This window comes from Synechococcus sp. N32 (assembly GCF_900473895.1).
In the GTDB taxonomy this organism is placed as follows: domain Bacteria; phylum Cyanobacteriota; class Cyanobacteriia; order PCC-6307; family Cyanobiaceae; genus Parasynechococcus.
Window position 1 is genome coordinate 98924 of record NZ_UCND01000011.1, and the last position, 17782, is coordinate 116705.

At 63.2% G+C, this 17782-nt stretch carries 19 protein-coding genes; 4 read left to right on the forward strand and 15 right to left on the reverse strand.

The genetic code is table 11. The annotated features are described in order from the left end of the window. The first annotated feature begins 17 nt into the window (after window positions 1-17). Window positions 18-743, forward strand: coding sequence for a DUF3747 domain-containing protein (locus DXY35_RS04145; protein WP_115081252.1), 726 nt, complete (start codon window positions 18-20; stop codon window positions 741-743). 271 nt (window positions 744-1014) lie between these two features. On the opposite strand, the gene rplL is transcribed toward DXY35_RS04145, so the two are convergent. The 8 genes from rplL to gloA form a co-directional block, all read right to left on the reverse strand. Continuing rightward, window positions 1015-1404: a 50S ribosomal protein L7/L12 gene (rplL, locus tag DXY35_RS04150; protein ID WP_114987674.1), complete on the reverse strand. Its 390-nt coding sequence runs from the start codon at window positions 1402-1404 to the stop codon at window positions 1015-1017. Window positions 1405-1458: 54 nt separating this feature from the next. Continuing rightward, the gene (gene rplJ, locus DXY35_RS04155; RefSeq protein ID WP_006851480.1) at window positions 1459-1986 is read right to left on the reverse strand and encodes a 50S ribosomal protein L10; all 528 of its coding nucleotides are present in this window, start codon (window positions 1984-1986) and stop codon (window positions 1459-1461) included. A gap of 239 nt (window positions 1987-2225) precedes the next feature. Then, window positions 2226-2933: a 50S ribosomal protein L1 gene (rplA, locus tag DXY35_RS04160; protein WP_038552494.1), complete on the reverse strand. Its 708-nt coding sequence runs from the start codon at window positions 2931-2933 to the stop codon at window positions 2226-2228. 72 nt (window positions 2934-3005) lie between these two features. Next, window positions 3006-3431 (reverse strand): 50S ribosomal protein L11, encoded by a 426-nt coding sequence (gene rplK, locus DXY35_RS04165; protein WP_115081253.1) that lies wholly within the window; start codon window positions 3429-3431, stop codon window positions 3006-3008. Between the two features lie 109 nt (window positions 3432-3540). Next, complete coding sequence (gene nusG / locus DXY35_RS04170; protein WP_115081254.1) at window positions 3541-4209, reverse strand: transcription termination/antitermination protein NusG; 669 nt, start codon at window positions 4207-4209, stop codon at window positions 3541-3543. A 21-nt stretch (window positions 4210-4230) separates the two neighbouring features. Then, complete coding sequence (secE, locus tag DXY35_RS04175) at window positions 4231-4473, reverse strand: preprotein translocase subunit SecE (RefSeq protein ID WP_006850159.1); 243 nt, start codon at window positions 4471-4473, stop codon at window positions 4231-4233. A gap of 70 nt (window positions 4474-4543) precedes the next feature. Continuing rightward, a complete protein-coding gene (locus tag DXY35_RS04180) occupies window positions 4544-7321 on the reverse strand; it encodes an ATP-dependent Clp protease ATP-binding subunit (RefSeq protein WP_115081256.1) in 2778 nt (925 codons plus the stop codon). 8 nt (window positions 7322-7329) lie between these two features. Next, a complete protein-coding gene (gene gloA, locus DXY35_RS04185; protein ID WP_115081257.1) occupies window positions 7330-7728 on the reverse strand; it encodes a lactoylglutathione lyase in 399 nt (132 codons plus the stop codon). Window positions 7729-7840: 112 nt separating this feature from the next. On the opposite strand from gloA, the gene eno reads away from it, so the two are divergent. Then, window positions 7841-9133: a phosphopyruvate hydratase gene (gene eno, locus DXY35_RS04190; protein ID WP_038552476.1), complete on the forward strand. Its 1293-nt coding sequence runs from the start codon at window positions 7841-7843 to the stop codon at window positions 9131-9133. A 21-nt stretch (window positions 9134-9154) separates the two neighbouring features. Here the strand turns inward: eno and DXY35_RS04195 are convergent, their stop codons facing one another. The 4 genes from DXY35_RS04195 to argJ are packed head-to-tail and all read right to left on the reverse strand — an operon-like array spanning window position 9155 to window position 13044. Continuing rightward, window positions 9155-10807 carry an AarF/ABC1/UbiB kinase family protein gene (locus DXY35_RS04195; RefSeq protein WP_115081258.1) on the reverse strand — a complete coding sequence of 551 codons (1653 nt, stop codon included), beginning with the start codon at window positions 10805-10807 and terminating at the stop codon, window positions 9155-9157. Beyond that, window positions 10807-11118: a hypothetical protein gene (locus DXY35_RS04200; protein WP_115081259.1), complete on the reverse strand. Its 312-nt coding sequence runs from the start codon at window positions 11116-11118 to the stop codon at window positions 10807-10809. The genes DXY35_RS04195 and DXY35_RS04200 overlap by 1 nt, the downstream gene beginning before the upstream one ends. Window positions 11119-11163: 45 nt before the next feature. Beyond that, window positions 11164-11790: a hypothetical protein gene (locus DXY35_RS04205; RefSeq protein WP_115081260.1), complete on the reverse strand. Its 627-nt coding sequence runs from the start codon at window positions 11788-11790 to the stop codon at window positions 11164-11166. A gap of 51 nt (window positions 11791-11841) precedes the next feature. Then, window positions 11842-13044, reverse strand: coding sequence for a bifunctional glutamate N-acetyltransferase/amino-acid acetyltransferase ArgJ (argJ, locus tag DXY35_RS04210; protein ID WP_244272910.1), 1203 nt, complete (start codon window positions 13042-13044; stop codon window positions 11842-11844). 50 nt (window positions 13045-13094) lie between these two features. Here argJ and coaE point away from each other — a divergent pair, with 50 nt between their 5' ends. Continuing rightward, entirely contained in the window at window positions 13095-13721 is a 627-nt protein-coding gene (coaE, locus tag DXY35_RS04215; protein WP_115081262.1) for a dephospho-CoA kinase, read from the forward strand. Here coaE and DXY35_RS04220 read toward each other — a convergent pair. Both DXY35_RS04220 and gatB read right to left on the reverse strand, forming a co-directional pair. Next, window positions 13718-14539 carry a 2OG-Fe(II) oxygenase gene (locus DXY35_RS04220; protein ID WP_115081263.1) on the reverse strand — a complete coding sequence of 274 codons (822 nt, stop codon included), beginning with the start codon at window positions 14537-14539 and terminating at the stop codon, window positions 13718-13720. The two genes, coaE and DXY35_RS04220, sit on opposite strands and share 4 nt — an antisense overlap. After that, window positions 14539-16020 carry an Asp-tRNA(Asn)/Glu-tRNA(Gln) amidotransferase subunit GatB gene (gene gatB, locus DXY35_RS04225; RefSeq protein WP_115081264.1) on the reverse strand — a complete coding sequence of 494 codons (1482 nt, stop codon included), beginning with the start codon at window positions 16018-16020 and terminating at the stop codon, window positions 14539-14541. The genes DXY35_RS04220 and gatB overlap by 1 nt, the downstream gene beginning before the upstream one ends. A gap of 91 nt (window positions 16021-16111) precedes the next feature. Here gatB and thiO point away from each other — a divergent pair, with 91 nt between their 5' ends. Further along, window positions 16112-17227, forward strand: coding sequence for a glycine oxidase ThiO (gene thiO / locus DXY35_RS04230; protein ID WP_115081265.1), 1116 nt, complete (start codon window positions 16112-16114; stop codon window positions 17225-17227). A 4-nt stretch (window positions 17228-17231) separates the two neighbouring features. On the opposite strand, the gene ndk is transcribed toward thiO, so the two are convergent. After that, window positions 17232-17687, reverse strand: a complete 456-nt coding sequence (gene ndk / locus DXY35_RS04235; protein WP_025362563.1) for a nucleoside-diphosphate kinase — start codon at window positions 17685-17687, stop codon at window positions 17232-17234. Between the last annotated feature and the right edge of the window lie 95 nt (window positions 17688-17782).

Here is a 17782-nt window from a genome sequence, read left to right on the forward strand (position 1 = left end):
TTCTGGCGTCACCGTGAATGAGCCGAACCTACCTGCAGGCTGCATGCCTGACTGCCGTGGGGCTCCTGACCGCAGGCCTGTCGCAGGAGAGTGCAGCACGGGCCTTGTTTGACAGCGCTGCTGTGCCGGAGAAGCGCTTTGCGGTGCTGGCCCAACCGATTGGCAGGGCCCAGTGGAAACTGCTGGTGCTGGAACAAATCAAGGCCCAACCGCGCTGCTGGAGGGCACGCCAGGACGGACTGGTGAAGCCCAGCCTGAATCGCTTCAACTTCAGCGGAATCTGCAAGCGCTACCTGGACAGCAATGGCTACTCGCTGCGCAGCGGGGGCCAAGACCTTGGAACCCGCTTCCGCTTCCAGCTCAAGCGATCCGGCACATCGCTGAAGCTTGAGGCGCTTGACCCCCAGCAACGGGCACCACTCCTGGTGGGTCAGGCCAGGATCTCCAAACGCGATCCCAACGGGTTCGTGGCCTTGAGGCTGGAACCAGGCTGGGCTTTGGAACGTCGAGTTTACCAGGGACGTCCGTTGAACCACCTGTATTTCGCCCACCAGGAACCGTTGAACCGGCTGCTGGCGATCGCAAGCAGCCGCGGCCATCGCTCAGGCTTCAGCCGCCTGGGAGCCCCGATGGCGCCGATCACACCACCGCCATTGCCCACTGCACCAGCATCACGCCAACGAACAACACGCCTCGCCAGCACTGCTCCGATCCGGCTGCAGGTGACTCCTTACCGCCGCTGAAGACGAACCGTCACAGTGCCAGTTGGGAGAGCGACCAGACAGGGGCTGACAATGGAAACTCCGCTCTTAATTTGAACTTGTGTGAGGAGTGCCGAACGCCTATTCAGGGTCGAAACAAGGACAGACTCCTGAACGTGTTCCTCTCGACGAAAGCTCCGCCTTTGGCGGAGCTTTTTTGTTGGCCAGAGAAAAACACAAAAAAACCGACCCTCGAAAGGGCCGGTGACTGAACGAGAACAGGGGGAGAGGGACAAGCCCTCTCCCAAGGCGATCACTTGAGGGTGACTTTGCCGCCTGCTTCTTCGATGGCCTTCTTGGCGGCCTCGGCGTCTTCCTTGGAGACACCTTCCTTGACGGCCTTGGGAGCAGCCTCGACCAGAGCCTTGGCGTCGCCCAGACCCAGACCGGTGGCCTCACGGACGGCCTTGAGGACCTTGATCTTGGCGGAGGCATCGAAGCCTTCGAGGATCACGTCGAATTCGGTCTTCTCTTCAGCGGCATCACCACCGCCACCAGCAGCGCCGGGGGCAGCCATCACAACACCAGCAGATGCTGCGGCGGACACACCGAAGGCCTCTTCGATCTGCTTGACCAGCTCAGAAGCTTCAAGCAGGGAGAGGGATTTCAGCGATTCGAGAATTTCGTCGGTTTTTGCAGACATGGTTTTGAAAGGGGAAGCAACAGATCAATGAACAGTGGTCTCGGCAGGGCCGAATCAGCCTTCGCCGCCTTCGGCGTGCTGCTTGAGCGCCCTGGCCATACCAGAGGGAACCTCGTTGATGCCCACAGCGACCTTCGTGGCCACGGCGTTGATGGCACCGGCGATCTGAGCCATGAGCTGCTCCTTGGAGGGGAGATCGGCAATGGCTTTGATCTCGTCCTGAGACAGGAGCTTGCCTTCGAAAAGGCCACCCTTGGTCTCGGACTTCTTGAGTTCCTTCTGGAAGGTCTGAACGGCCTTCACACCGGCACCAACATCGCCCTTCACCAGGACGAAAGCGTTGGTTCCGGTCAGCAGGGAATCGAGGCTGGCCCAGTTGCTGTCACCATCAATGGCACGGCGCATCAAGGTGTTTTTGGTCACCTTGCAAACGCTGTCGCTGGCCCGCAGACGATCCCGCAGGTCAGACATTTCCTTGATGGACAGGCCCTTGAAATCAAGGACAAGTGCCAGTTCGGCGTCGGCGAGGAGCTCTTTGAGCTCTCCGACGATCTGCTGCTTGTTCTCCAGCGTGCGGCCCATAGGGATTGGATCGGATCAAAGGAACAAGCTGGGCACACGGCCGATCGAGTCTTCGATAAGGAAGACGAGGCCGCGTGCCGATCCAATCCCGAATGGGACAAAACCGTGTCGCGTCTGCCTCGGCAGGGATTACATCAACAGGAATGACTGACGTCATTCCCGGGGACTTCCTGCTGTCTCTGGCCGGGCGCGTGCCCGATTTGGCTTTCGCCAATCGCTAAGTGTAGAGGAGAGCCGGATCAGCTCCCCTGCTCGATGTCCTGCAGAGCAGAGAAATCGACTTCAACGGAAGGACCCATGGTGGAGGTCACATACAGGGACTTCCAGTAACGGCCTTTGGCACCGCTGGGCTTGTTGCGGTCGATGGTCTCCTGCAGGGTCTTGAGGTTCTGCAGCAGGGCATCGGCACTGAAGCTGGCCTTACCGAAGCGAACGTGGACGATGCCGGTGCGGTCGGCACGGAATTCCAGTTTGCCGGCCTTGAATTCCTTGATCGCGGCCTCGAGGTCCGTGGTGACGGTGCCGGCCTTGGGGTTGGGCATCAAGCCACGGGGGCCGAGAACCCGACCCAGCTTGGCCACCTTGGGCATCATGTCGGGGGTGGCAATCAACAGGTCGAAATCCATTTCGCCCTTGCTGATGCTTTCCACCAGGTCTTCTTCACCGGCTAATTCAGCACCGGCGGCTTTAGCTTCAGCCACCTTCTCACCGCGGGTCACCACAGCGATGCGCACGGTCTGACCGGTGCCGTTGGGCAGAGCCACGGTGGTACGCAGCTGCTGGTCGGTGTATTTCGGATCGATGCCGAGGCGCACATGGGCCTCCATCGTCTCGTCGAATTTCGCGTTGGCGTTGTCCTTCACCAGGGCAATCGCCTCGAGGGGTGCGTAGGCACGGTCCTCGATCTTGCCGGCCAGGCTGGCCAGGCGCTTGGAGATTTTGGGCATGTTCAGAGTTGGGGTTCAGACGACATCAGGGATGCCTCCCCCGAATTGGGTTGGAGAAGCGATGCAGCGACGTCAGTCGCTGATGGAAACGCCCATGTTGCGGGCGGTGCCTTCGATGATCCGCATGGCGGACTCAACGCTGGTGCAGTTGAGGTCGGGGAGCTTGGTCTTGGCGATCTCTTCGAGCTGAGCTCGAGTGATCGATCCAACACTGCCCTTGGCGGACTCACCGGATCCCTTTTGGATCTTTGCAGCCTTGGTGATCAGCACCGACGCCGGAGGCGTCTTGGTGATGAAGGTGAAGCTGCGGTCTTCGAAGACCGAGATCTCCACCGGAATCACATAACCGGCTTTGTCCTGCGTCCGAGCGTTGTACTCCTTGCAGAACATCATGATGTTCACACCGTGCTGACCGAGGGCAGGGCCCACCGGAGGCGCGGGGTTGGCTTTGCCGGCGTCTAGGGCCAGCTTGATCACAGCTACGACTTTCTTGGCCATCGGCTGGGGGGTTTGGACAGCTGCGGATCACCAGACCCTCGGGTCGGGTGCGGCGGAATGGTTGCCCACTCCCAAGGCCGCCCTCCGCAGGGAGACGGCCGCCGCCAGGTCAGTTCTGTTTGCTGATCTGAGAAAACTCCAGTTCCACCGGGGTCTCGCGACCGAAGATGGAGAGCAGGGCCTTGAGCTTGTTGCGCTCGCCGGAGACCTCGATCACCTCGCCCTGGAAGTCCTTGAACGGACCAGCGGTCACCAGGATCTGATCGCCTTCGGTGAGATCCACCTTGACGACGGTCTTCTTCTCGGCAGCGCGCTTAAAGATGCGATCCACCTCAGAGCGGCTGAGGGGACGGGGCTTGATGTGACCGCGAGCCTTACCGGTGGCGCGCCGGTCTTCAGCACCGACGAAATTGATCACATTCGGGGTGCTCCGCACCGCCATCATCGTGTCCTCATCCAGCACCATCCGCACCAGCACATAACCGGGGAACACCTTCTCCTCGGTGGACTGACGGGTGCCGTCTTTCTTCAGCTTGACGGCAGGGGTCTGGGGAATCTCGATTTCGAGAATTCGGTTGCTCACACCGAGGGTGACGGCCCGCTGCTCCAGGGTGGCCTTGACCTTCTTCTCGCAGCTGGAGGCCACCTGAACGGCGTACCAACGGGCGATGGCCGTGTTGGCGACAACCGCCGCAGGCAAGGTGCCGTCTTCCCCCTCATTCGGGGCCGGCAGATCAAGCACCTCAGGGGCGTCCGGTGTGGTCAGGTCGTCGGGCACGGCGAGAAAGGTGATATCGAGTCAGCGGAACACCTGGGACGAAGCCCACCCAAAGAAGCGACTGACAGCCGCGATGGTGGCGGCCGAAAGGCTGACCATCAGGATCACAGCGATGGATTCGCTGAACAGTTGCTGGCGGCTGGGCCAGACCACGAGTTTCAGCTCATCAACCGTGTCCGCCAGAAAACCACCGGATTTGGTGGAATCGGCAGCGGCTTTTGAGCCGTCGGAAGTGGTGGTGTCCTCAGAGATGGGGCTGGTCACGGGGATGGGACCGGAAGTTGACAACGGTGCCTGTAGGCACTTCGCCAAACAGACACCCTACCGGATGCCCTCAAACCCCCACCGGATCGAACACCAGGGCATCCGTGCCGGCCTCCCCCAGCCGCACCGTCACGCCACTTGCTCCGGCAAAGCGCTCCTCAAGCAGCAGCGTGGAGAGCGGATTTTCCAATTGGCGCCGCAACACCCGACGCAGCGGCCGCGCCCCGTACTCCGGTTCATGGCCCTGACGGGCCATGGCTTCAGCGACAGCATCGTCCACCTGAAGGGCAAGACCCTGCTCGGCCAACAGAGCAGCGAGGTCTTTCAGCTGCAACTGAACAATCCGCACCAGATCGGAGACCTCCAACGGGCGGAAACGAATCACCTCATCAATGCGGTTGAGGAATTCAGGCCGGAACTGGCTGGAGAGCGCTGCATCCACCTGCTGTTGCAGGGCTGACTCATCCGTGGATCCCGAGCGGGCGTGTTCAAGGATCGCCGGGCTGGCCAGATTGCTGGTCATCACGACCACGGTGTGGCGGAAATCAACGGTGCGGCCCTGGGAATCGGTGAGCCGGCCGTCATCCAACACCTGCAGCAGCAGGTTGAACACATCGGGATGGGCCTTCTCCACTTCATCGAGAAGCAGCACCGCATAGGGACGACGCCGCACGGCCTCCGTGAGTTGCCCCCCTTCCTCGTAGCCGACATACCCCGGAGGAGCACCGATCAGCCGGGCCACGGCGTTCCGCTCCATGAACTCGCTCATGTCGAGGCGAACCAGCGCCTCCTCTTCATCGAATAACGACCCCGCCAGCGCCTTCGCCAGCTCGGTCTTACCGACGCCGGTCGGCCCCAGGAACAGGAAGGAACCCACCGGTCGACGGGGATCCTTCATGCCGGCCCTGGCCCGGCGGATGGCAGCAGCAACGGCGGACACCGCCTCTCCCTGACCAATCACCCGTTCGGCGAGATGGGCGTCGAGATCCAGGAGTTTGCGCCGCTCGCCCGCCAACAGCCGCTGCACGGGAATCCCGGTCCAACGGGCCACCAGATCAGCGATGTCACCGGCCTCCACCTGCTCGCGCAGAAGAGCCGTTCCAGCGGACTGGGCCTCCGCCTGGGACGCCTCCAATTCATCCCGGCGCTGCTGCACCCGATGCAGCTGGTCGTACTGGAGGCGAGCCGCTTCCTCCAGATCACCATCCCGCTCGGCCTCAGCGATGGCATGGCGCAGGTCTTCGTCCTGCTGGAGCAGCTGGCCGAGTTCCTCGAGCTGACCGCGCTCCTCCTGCCAGCGCCGCCGCAGATCGTCCAGTCGCGTGGACACTTCGAGCCGGTTGCGCTGGAGCTGAATCCGCTCCGCTTCAGGCGCCTGCTCGGCGGCGAGCAGGGCCAGTTCAACGCGGCGTAGATCCGCTTCGGCCTCCTCCACCACCTGCGGTTTGGAGGTGACTTCCATCTTCAGTTGTGCAGCCGCCTCATCGATCAGATCAATGGCTTTGTCCGGCAGGCAGCGATCGCTGATGTAGCGGTCGGCAAGACGGTTGGCGGTCTGAATGGCCTCGTCGGTGATGCTGACGCCGTGGTGCAGCTCATAGCGCTCCTTCAAGCCGCGCAGAATCTCGAGGCTCAACTCCAGATCCGGCTCGCGGATCACCACCTGCTGGAAGCGGCGGTTCAGTGCCGGATCCTTTTCCACCGTGAGCCGGTAATCCTCCGGCGTGGTGGCACCGATGCAGCGCAGGTCACCCCGGGCCAGAGCTGGCTTCAACAGGCTGCCGGCATCGGTGCTGCTGCGATCACTGCCAACAACGGTGTGCAGCTCATCGATGAACAACACCACACCGGAATCGGAACCACTCACCTCCTCGAGCACCGAGCGCAGGCGTTCCTCGAACTGACCACGGAACTTGGCACCGGCGATCAAAGCCCCTAGGTCCAGCGCCACCAGCCGCAGACCCTGCAGCGACTCCGGCACTTCACCCGCCACGATCCTCTGCGCCAGCAGCTCCGCAATCGCTGTTTTGCCAACACCGGGTTCACCGATGAGCACCGGATTGTTCTTGCTCCGGCGCGACAGCACCTTGATCAGGTTGCGAATTTCAGAATCGCGACCGATCACCGGATCCAGGCTGCCTGCTTCCGCCTCTTCGGTGAGATCCCGCCCATAGGACTCCAAAGCCGTGGGGGGCTCCTGCAGGGGGGCCTCAGGGGCCGGCGACTGGGGGGTGACATGGGCGGCGACAGGCTCCGGCCCGCGCAGCGCACGGGAGGAGGAGGGAACGCGCGCCACCCGTTCACGGCGGGGCGCTTCCTGCTGCACCTCCGGCTGAGCCCGCGGCATCGAGCGCTCTTGGGGAGGAACGGTCATGCCAGGAACCCGGTCATCCATACCCCGTTGGATCAGCTGCTCCAGGGCATCGGCCGACAAACCAAAGCCGGCAAACAGATCAGCGCCGATCCGCGGATCGGCACCAATGGCCATCAGCACTTCCGGCAGATCGATGACGTCGCCATTCCAGCGCCGACGGATGGCATCAGCCGAATCGAGCAGCTGTTCCAGGTCATCACCGATGAAGAGCTCATCGCTTCGCCCGGAGGGCTGATCAGCCAGCACATCCTCCAAGCGGTCCAAGAGCGCATCGATGGGGAGAGGCAAGCGCTCCACCAGGCGGCGGCAGGCGGGATCGGTGAACAGCACCTGAATCAGGTGCTCCACATCCAACTGCCCATGACGCCAGCGACGGGCAACGTCCTGACCACTGAGCAGCAGATCCCAGGCCGCGTCGCTGAAGCGATCCGGCTCATGGGTGAGGCTGCCGTTCAACGCTGGCGATGAAGTCATCCGGTTCTTCAGGCGTGGGCTTTGGAGGACATCTCGATCAATTCCACCTTGTAGCCATCCGGATCCTCAACAAAGGCGATGACGGTGGTGCCGTGCTTCATCGGACCAGGTTCCCGCACCACACGGCCACCCTTGTCGGCAATGCCGGCGCAGGTGCTGTGGATGTCCTCCACCCCCAGCGCGATGTGGCCGTAGGCATCACCCAGGGTGTAGCTGTCGGTGTCCCAGTTGTGGGTGAGTTCCAGGACCGTGTGGTCGCTCTCCGAGCCATAGCCAACAAACGCCAGGGTGAAGCGGCCGCTGGGGTAGTCCTTTCGACGCAGAAGCTGCATGCCCAGGACCTCGGTGTAGAAGCCCAGAGACCGCTCCAGATCAGCGACCCGGAGCATGGTGTGAAGCATCCGCATGGGTGAGCGTCGTGCAGCGAGAACCTGCCATCATTCTGGCCAGGTATGACCCGTCACAACACGAGAGAGAGGGGCGACCCATAAGATCCCCGGGTTAAGCGTCCGTCCCAACGTGATCGATTCCCTCGACCTCGTCATCGACACCATCGTGGCCCGAGAGGTGCTCGATTCCCGCGGCAACCCCACGGTTGAAGCCGAGGTTCTGCTCGAAGGAGGTGCCATGGGACGGGCCATCGTTCCCAGTGGTGCCAGCACCGGTGCCCACGAAGCCCACGAACTGCGTGACGGCGGCGACCGCTACATGGGCAAGGGTGTGGGCCAGGCCGTCAACCACATCGAAGAGCGGATCGCACCAGCCCTCTGCGGCCTTTCCGCCCTGGATCAGGCGGCTGTGGACGCCGCGATGCTGGAGCTGGACGGAAGCGACAACAAATCCAACCTGGGAGCCAACGCGATCCTGGCGGTGAGCATGGCCACCGCCCGCGCTGCTGCCAACGGGCTGGGAATTCCCCTCTACCGCTACCTCGGCGGCCCGATGGCCAACCTGCTGCCGGTGCCGTTGATGAACGTGATCAACGGCGGCGCCCATGCCGCCAACAGCCTGGACTTCCAGGAATTCATGCTGGTGCCCCACGGAGCTCCGAGCTTCCGCGAAGCCCTGCGGATGGGCACCGAGGTGTTCCACACGCTCAAGAAACTGCTCAGCGACAAGGGCATGAGCACCGCCGTGGGCGACGAAGGCGGCTTCGCCCCGGATCTGGGCAATGTGGAAGCCGGCGAAATCCTGGTGGAAGCAATCAGCAAAGCGGGCTACAAGCCCGGCGAACAGATCTCCCTGGCCCTGGACGTGGCCAGCACCGAATTCTTCGAGAACGGCCGTTATGCCTTCGATGGCGGCAGCTACACCAGCGCCGAGATGGTGGGCCAACTCGAGCAACTGGTGGAGAAATTCCCGATCGTTTCGATCGAAGACGGCCTGGCCGAAGACGACTGGGATGGCTGGAAGCTGCTGACCGAGCGCCTCGGCGGCAAGGTGCAGCTGGTGGGTGACGACCTGTTCGTGACCAACACCAAGCGGCTTCAACAGGGCATCGACAGCGCCACGGCCAACTCGATCCTGATCAAGGTGAACCAGATCGGTTCGCTCACCGAAACCCTCCAGGCCATCGACCTGGCAGGCCGCTCCGGCTACACCAGCGTGATCAGCCACCGCAGTGGCGAAACCGAAGACACCACCATCGCCGACCTCTCCGTCGCCACCCGCGCCGGACAGATCAAGACCGGCTCCCTCAGCCGCAGTGAGCGGGTCGCCAAGTACAACCAGCTGCTTCGCATCGAAGACGAGCTGGGCAGCCAGGCCGTCTACGCCGGTGCTGTTGGCCAGGGCCCCCGCGGCAAGGCCTGATCCCAGGCCCCCGACGAACGTTCAACGGTTGGAGCCGGGCAACTGCTCCAACCGTTGATCACGACGGATCTTGACCTGCATTCGGAACCAGCCCAAGCCCACCGGCAAAGCAGCAGCAGCAGGAAGAAGCGACCAGAGCGGGCGGGCACTGGCACCCACAATCGCGGTGGCCAAAGCCAGGCATCCGAGCAACACCGATTGGCCGATCGATTGCTGGGCCAGGGCCATCCGGCGGAACTGACGATCCGATTCGCCCAGCCGCACCTGGAGCTGAAGATCCCCCTGCTCCAGGCGTTCCAGACTTTCATCCAAGCGCCGCGGGAAGGCCGCAGCTCGGCTGCTGAGGGCCCCGACCTGACGGCCGAGTTCGTTGAACAGATCGTTGCTGCCGGAGCCGGTGGAGGTCATGAGTGGAAGGAGATAAGGCTTGGCGATCGCCACCAAGCTAAAAGCGGGATCAAGGCTGCGGCCAACACCCTCGAAGGTAGACAACGCCCGCATCACGAAGATCAGCTCAACCGGCAGACGAAAGGGCTGGCCATAGACCAGGTCGTAGAGATCGCCGGAGAGTTTGTCGATCACGTTGGCCGTGAAGGGTGGGGTAAGGGCCTCCTGCAGCATCAGCCGCACGAGACGGCGCACCGGACCGACATCAATGCCACCGGAGATCACACCAGCCGCCTGCATCTCCTCCACCAATGCCGCTGAATCCCTCGCAGCAGCAGCACGGACCATGGCTCCCAGACGTCGACGCAAGCCGTCCGACAACAACCCCATCATCCCGAAGTCGTAGTAGATGAGCGCTCCATCACTCGCCACGGCGAGGTTGCCGGGATGGGGGTCGGCATGGAAGAAACCAAATCTCACCAACTGCTTGAGATAACTAGCTGCACCCACCTCAGCCACCGCGGCCGGATCAACGCCGGCTTCGATCAACGCCTCACGGTCGTTGACCTTGATACCGGGCAGGTAGTCGAGGCACAGCACACGGCGCGTGCTCAACTCCCAGACCACACCGGGGATCCTGATGCGTTCGTCATCCAGAAATTGCTGACGAAAACGAGCGGCGTACTGCGCCTCAACGCGGAAATCGAGCTCACGCAGCAGCACACGTCGACATTCCCGTGCCATCGCCGGCCAATCACGACCACGCCCCCAACTGGGATTGCGTTGCAGCACAGCTGCCACCTGCTGCATCACCTCCAGATCAAGGCGAAACAGGCGATCGAGCCCAGGGCGCTGCACCTTGAGCACCACCTGCCGGCCACTGCGCAGGCTGGCGCGATGCACCTGGGCCAGCGAGGCTGCACCCAGGGGTTCGGGATCCAGATCGATCACCTCGGCACAGCGCGGCCCCAGCTCTCGCTCGAGCACGGTCTGCACCTGATCAAAACTGAAGGCCGGAACGCTGTCCTGCAGCGCTGCCAGCTCGGCCACCCAGCCCGCGGGGAGGATGTCTGGGCGGGCGGAGAGCAGTTGCCCCAGCTTGATGAAGGCGGAGCCCAGAGACAGCAACTCAGCCGTCAACCAACGGGCTCGCTGTTGCTGACGGCGAGCACGACGCTCGGCGGTAACACCTCCGCGGTAGGTCCAGGACTGGCCATCCCACCAAAGCAGCAGCAGCAGCGTCAGGACAGCGCGCCAAATGCGGAGCGCTCGCAGCAGGCCAAGCATCAGGGGCGTGCCTCGATCGCTTGGCTCAGATCAGCCACCGTGGCCCGAAGACGATCGATCACCGCCTGTGGGTTGTCCGACGGTTCCGACGTCGACGCCCCATCTGTGCTCACCGTGACCTGATCACCCCGTTCAATCCGTTCCGCTTCGGCACGAACCTCGTCCTGAAACAGATCCCATTCCTGGCGCAGCCGTTGCGGGGCATCTTGCGCCAGCACCGCCAACTCCGCTGCAGCGTCCGCAAAGCCGTGACCAAGTCGCGCACTGATGCGATTCACCGTGGCGCGAATCAAGGCCTCCGACGAGCCCATGGACCGATTGCAGACAGCTTCAACTGTGGCAGATCCAACCGGAGATCAGGGCTGAGGCGGAGTTACGGGCTCAATGACTTCGAAAAAGGCTTCCGCGCCAGGAGGCAGCACAACAGGTTCCGGCTCAGCCACCAGCACCGGTGAATCACCGTCTGGAACAACCACAGCAGGCATCGCCTCGATGGACTCCTCAGGAAGCGCCAGGGAGTCGGCATTGCTGTCATCGAGCTCGAGCGCCGGCTCCTGGGCTGATGAGGGGGCTGGTCCGTCGTCTTCCTCAACCTCCGGGGCAATGGTTTGGGGGTCCGACCAGGCGGGGGCTGTCCAGACCGGGGGTTCGGGCGTCTGCAGGGACACAGCGGGTTTGGGCGTCTCCTTGACCGCTGGCTGGGCGGGGCGGCTTGCAGCCTCGGCAGCTTCTAGCGCTGTGACATCCACTTGCAGGGATGAATCGTCGTCACTGAACCGAGCCCGCATCTCTTGCAGGGAATCCCCTGGAAACGCGAGCGGTGTGAAAGCCTCAGGAACAGGGTCCTCAGCATTGGTCTGCAGCGTCAGCACCCGCTCGGTGATGCCGTAACCAATTGCGAAACAACAACCAGCCACCAGGGGCCCCACCCAAAAACGTGCCTTGGCCTCAATGGGAGCGTCAGGGGAGCTGGGATGGTCCACGGATGGGTCTGACGGAAACTCGGATTGTGACAGGGATTCAGAACAGAAGCTTCAGGTGGTGTAGTCGGCGTTGATGCGCACGTACTGATCCGACAGGTCACATCCCCAGGCCTGACCAGAGCCGGAACCATGCCCCAGGCCGAGGCGAATCGGAACATGCTCCTGCCGCAGAACGTTGCTGGCTGCAGCGCGATCAAAGGCCACGGGTTGACCGGCCGCCATCAATTGATGGGGACCAATCCAAAGAGCAACCGCATCCGGATCGAAGGACACACCAGAGCGACCCGCGGCCGCCACGATCCGCCCCCAGTTCGGATCGCGGCCATGGACTGCGGTCTTCACCAGGGACGAACCACAGACCGTGCGCGCCACCTGCAACGCCGCGGCCTCGTCAACCGCACCCTCCACCTGCACTTCGATCAGACAGGTCGCCCCTTCGCCATCCCGGGCAATGGCCTGAGCCAGCTGTTGCATGGCCTGGGTGAGGCCCTGTTCCAGAACGGCATGGTGCTGTTGGGCCAGCGCTGGGCCTGCCGCGAAGGCCAGCACGGTGTCGTTGGTGCTGGTGTCTCCATCCACGGTGATGGCGTTGAAGGAACGCTGCACCGCACGTCGCACCATCCCCTGCCAAACGCCTGCATCGACGCCGGCATCACAACTGAAGAAGCCGAGCATCGTGGCCATGTCGGGATGAATCATTCCCGAGCCTTTGGCCATCCCTCCGATGCGCACCCGGCGCCCCTCCAGTTCCAGTTCAAGCGCCACCTGCTTGTCCACCAGATCGGTGGTGAGGATGGCGTTGGCCGCAGCATCACCCCCCGCGTCATCCAAGGCCTCCACCAAAGGAGCCAACCCGGCCAGAAGGGTGGGCATCGGAATCGGCACACCAATCACTCCGGTGGAGCAGATCAATACCGACTCCGCATCGACACCGAGCTGATCGGCCAGCACCTGGGTGGCGCGCTGACTGTCGACCAGGCCACGATCCCCGGTGCAGGCATTGGCCTGACCGGAGTTGATCAACACGGCACGGGCCTGGCCGGCAGTACTGGCAAGGCGATCACGGCAGAGGTCAACACAGGCCGCCCGCACCACGGAGGTGGTGAAGGTGCCCGCACAAACGGCCGTCTCCGGTGCCAACACCAGTGCCAGATCAGGCTTACCTGAGGGCTTAAGACCGGCAACGATGCCAGCGGCCTGGAACCCATTCGGTGCCGTCACACCACCCTGGATCGGTTGCCAAGAAGAAGCCATCGCCACCGCTGATCCGCCGCGAGACACTGGGTGCATCCTGCTCCGACACCATGGCGCCTGGCGAGCCGTTCTCGCAACGACGCATCGGACTCACGGGCGGGATTGCAAGCGGCAAGAGCAGCTTGGGCCATTGGTTGGCGCAGCAAGGTCTGCCGGTGTTGGATGCGGATCAATTCGCCCGAGAGGCCCTCGCACCCGGTCGCCCGGCCACGACCAGCGTGATGCAGCGGTACGGCGCTGGAGTTCAGGCTGACGGGGGCGCAGCCGTCGACCGCGCTGCCCTGGGTCGGATCGTGTTCCAGGACCCCGCGGAACGGCGGTGGCTCGAGCAACTGGTTCACCCGATCGTGCGGGAGCGCTTCGACCAAGAACTCAGCCTCCATGCCAAGGCACCAGCCGTTGTGCTGATGATTCCGCTGTTGTTCGAAGCGGGGCTGGAGTCGCTCTGCAGCGAAATCTGGCTGGTCGACTGCGATGCATCCCAGCAACTCGAACGCTTGATCGAACGGGACGGGCTGAGCCCTGACGCCGCTCAAGCCCGCATTGCCGCCCAATGGCCCCTGAGCCGCAAACGCGGCTTGGCAGATCACGTGATTTCCAATCGAGGCCAACCCGGCGCATGGCAGACCCAGGCCTTGGGTCTGCTCAACGCAACGCTGCCAGCAGATCCCGGTTAGCCGTTTCGCCCGATGTCGGCACGGAACCACTTGGTGATCACCCATTTGTGGCCCACCTCCACCGGCAAGGCCTCATGAAGCGTGAAGGGGTTGGGGGTGCCATCGGCCTGAAGGTTGTTCCAGGCCAACGCCATGCCGGGCACCGGCGTGAACGACCGCCCCAGGCGGCGGAAGAGCGTCTCCCCACCCCGCTCCACAGCGTTGAGATAAACCATCACCGTCCAGGTGCGTTGACCGCCGCTGTCGGTGTGGGTGGCGTATTCCTGCGTCCCCGGCGAGAACCAATCCGTGTGTTCCCTGAAGTATTCGCCGGGGTCGTAGCGCTGCCCCTGAATCGGTTCCGAGAGGCGTGGATCCACGCCGAACAAGGCCGCAAAGCGCTGATCCAGGCTCGCCGCCAGCTGGGGATTGTTCTGGCGCAAGTGACAGGTGCGACTGGTGCGGTAATCGCTGCTGCCGCGGGTCACCGTTGACGGCTGCAGTGACCCGTTGATGGCGTCGATCACCTGCTCGCATTCCTCGTGGCTGAGCAGAGCAGGCAGCTCATAGACCTGGGCCAGAGAGGTATCCAGCCGCCAGGCGCGAGGCCGGTGCTCCGGCCGGGTGAGGGGGGCCTCGAACCAGGCGAGCCAATCGGGGGTGGATTCACCCCGGGTCGTCAGCCCGTGGGACGACGCATTAAGAACAGCGGCAATCGCCTCTCGCGCGAACCCCTGGTCGAGGGCCCGTCGCATCAAGCCTTCAGGATCACAGCCGCGATCGCGGTTCTTCAGCAGCCACTCCTTCCAGGCGTCGGGAATGGCTGCCGCTCCGCTCATCAACCCTTGAGCTTCTTGCTCAGAATTTGATTGGCCAGCTTGGGATCCGCCTTGCCACCGGTCTTCTTCATCAACTGTCCGACGAAGAAGCCCTGCAGCTTGGTCTTGCCACCGCGGAAGGCCTCCACCTCATCGGGATGGGCCCCCAGCAACTCATCGACGATGGCTTCGATCGCCGCCGGATCGCTGATCATGCCGAGGCCGCGCTCATCAACGATCGCCTTGGGTGAGCCGCCTTTCTCGAGCAGTTCCGGAAGAATCTCCTTGGCGATCTTGCCGCTGATCTTGCCGCCGTCGATCAGCTGCACCATCTCGGCCAACTGCTCAGGCCGGAAGGGCAGTTCGGCATAGCTGAGCCGGTTGCTGTTCACATGGGCGGCGATGTCGCCGGTGATCCAGTTCGCCGCAAGCTTGGCGTCAGCGCCAGCGCCCACAACCGCCTCGAAGTAGTCGGCCATCGGCCGCTCATCGGTGAGCACCCGCGCGTCGTACTGGGAAAGGCCCAGCTCATCGGCGTAGCGATGCCGCTTGGCCGCCGGCAGCTCCGGCAATTCAGCGCGCCAGGACTCCCGCTGATCAGCACTCACCTCGATCGGACCGAGGTCAGGATCGGGGAAGTAGCGGTAATCGCTGGCCCCTTCCTTGCTGCGCATGCTCTTGGTGAGCTGCTTGCCCTCATCCCAGAGGCGGGTCTCCTGAACGATCGGCTCACCGGTCTCGTAGGCCTTGATCTGGCGCTTGATTTCGTACTCGCAGGCCTTTTGGATGGCCGAGAACGAGTTCATGTTCTTGATTTCCACCTTCGTGCCGAAGGGCGCATCCGGCCCCCGACGCACGGAGATGTTGACGTCGCAACGGAGGGATCCCTCCTGCATGTTGCCGTCGCTCACCCCCAGATAACGCATGATCCGGCGGATCTCCGAGGCGTATTCCGCCGCCTCACGGCCGGTGCGCAGGTCCGGCTTGCTGACGATCTCGGCCAGGGCCACACCAGCCCGGTTGTAATCCACCAGGGAGTGGGTTGATCCCGCCAGGCGGTCGCTGCCGGCATGCACCAACTTGCCGGCGTCTTCTTCCATGTGCAGACGCTCGATGCCGATGGTCTTCAGGTAGGTGTCTTTCCCTTTTTCAGCGACCTCCACCTCGATCCAGCCTTCCTCTGCGATCGGCTGGTCGTACTGGGAGATCTGATAGTTCTTCGGCAGATCTGGATAGAAGTACTGCTTGCGGTCGAACTTGCTGTGTTCGGCGATGTTGAGGTTCAGCGCCATCGCTGCCTTCACGGCGTACTCGAGCACCTTCTGGTTCAGCACCGGCAATGTGCCGGGCAGACCGCACACCACCGGGTCGATGTGGGTGTTGGGGTCATCACCAAAGGTGGTGGACGCTGCCGTGAAAATTTTGCTGTCCGTTCCCAGCTGCACGTGGGTCTCGAGACCGATCACGGCCTCCCAGGCCGGTTGGGTTGCTGCGTCGGCCATGCGCCCGTGATGTGAAGCAGATTCCGGGATCCTATGGAATCAGGATGAAGCCCTCTCCTGACAGCATGACCAGCAAGGGCCTTTCTTGCGCATGACTGCCGCCTCTGCCTCAGCCGTCTGTGTTTTGGGCGGGGGACTGATGGGCTTAGCCGTTGCCCATCAGCTGGCCCGTCGCGATCAGCGCGTGACCGTGATCAGCCGCCGCCGCAGCGAAGCGGCAGGCTTTGTGGCTGCAGGGATGCTGGCGCCCCATGCCGAAGGCTTGAGCGGCAACCTGCTGGAACTGGGTCAAGCCAGCCTCGCGCTGATCCCCCGCTGGGTGGCGCAGATCGAGGCTGACAGCGGCCTGAGCTGCGGCCTGCGCACCAGCGGCATCGTGGTGCCGTTCCGAACAGCGACCGAGCGGGACGCCTACCCCACCGCCAACCTTGGGCAAGCCTTGGACCGCACCGGCCTTGAGCGGGAAATCCCAGGCTTGGGGCCGGAGTGGAGCACCGGGCTGCTGTTCGAGCAGGACGGCCAGATCGACAACCGCAGGCAGTTGATGCGGGCCCTGGAGCGGGCCTGCGTGTCCCTGGGCGTGCGGTTCATGGAAGGGGCCGAAGTGCTTGATCTGGAGCGGGAGTCCGCCGGACAGCTCTGCGGCATCCATCTGCGCAGCGCCGAAGGAGAACAGCAGCAACTGCGCTGCCAGCAAGCGGTGCTCTGCAGTGGCGCCTGGAGCCAACAACTGGTGCCGCAACTGCCCGTGTTCCCGGTGAAAGGGCAGATGCTGTCGCTGCAGGGTCCGCGGGAGGCACTGAAGCGCGTGATCTTCGGCCCCGGCACCTATCTGGTTCCACGCGAAGACGGATTGATCGTGGTGGGGGCCACCAGCGAACGGGACGCCGGATTTGCCGAAGGCCTAACCCCCGATGGCCAGAAACAACTGCAAGAGGGCATCGCCAGCCTGCTGCCAACAGCGACCACATGGCCCCCGATGGAGCGTTGGTGGGGGTTCCGGCCCTGCACGCCCGATGAAGGCCCCTTGCTCGGCCCTGGTCCGCTACCTGGTTTATGGCTGGCCTGTGGGCATCACCGCAATGGCGTTCTGCTTGCCGCCATCACGGCTGAGCTCACGGCCGGCGGTGTCATGAAAAAAGCCCCCAACAACGCCTCTTCGGCGGCGTTGTTGGGGGCATTCCGCTGGAACCGGTTCGGAAACTGAGCGATCAGCCTTCGACGCGCCACTCCTGATCGGAAGGAGACCAGTCGTTCAGCTCAGAGGCTTCAAACCAGAGGCCGATCTCGAAGGCAGCGGTTTCCGCAGCATCGGAACCGTGGATGACGTTGCGGCCGATGTTGACGGCCAGATCGCCACGAATGGTGCCGGGCTCAGCCTCGAGGGGCTTAGTAGCACCGATCAGCTTGCGGGCACTGGCGATCACACCATCGCCTTCCCAGACCATGGCCACCACAGGGCCGGAGGTGATGAAATCGACCAGACCAGCAAAGAAGGGACGCTCCTTATGGACGCCGTAGTGCTGCTCAGCCAGGGCGCGGCTGGGAGTGATCTGCTTCAGACCCACCAGCTTGAAGCCCTTGCGCTCAAAGCGGCCGAGGATCTCGCCCACCAGGCCGCGCTGGACGCCGTCGGGCTTGATGGCGATGAACGTGCGTTCGGCCATGGATTGGTGTGAATAAAAAGCGCCGCCATCGTCAGTGCTGGCCACCCCGCTTGGCAAGCACTGACCTTGGGCAGCGCAGGGAATGTCCCTAGATT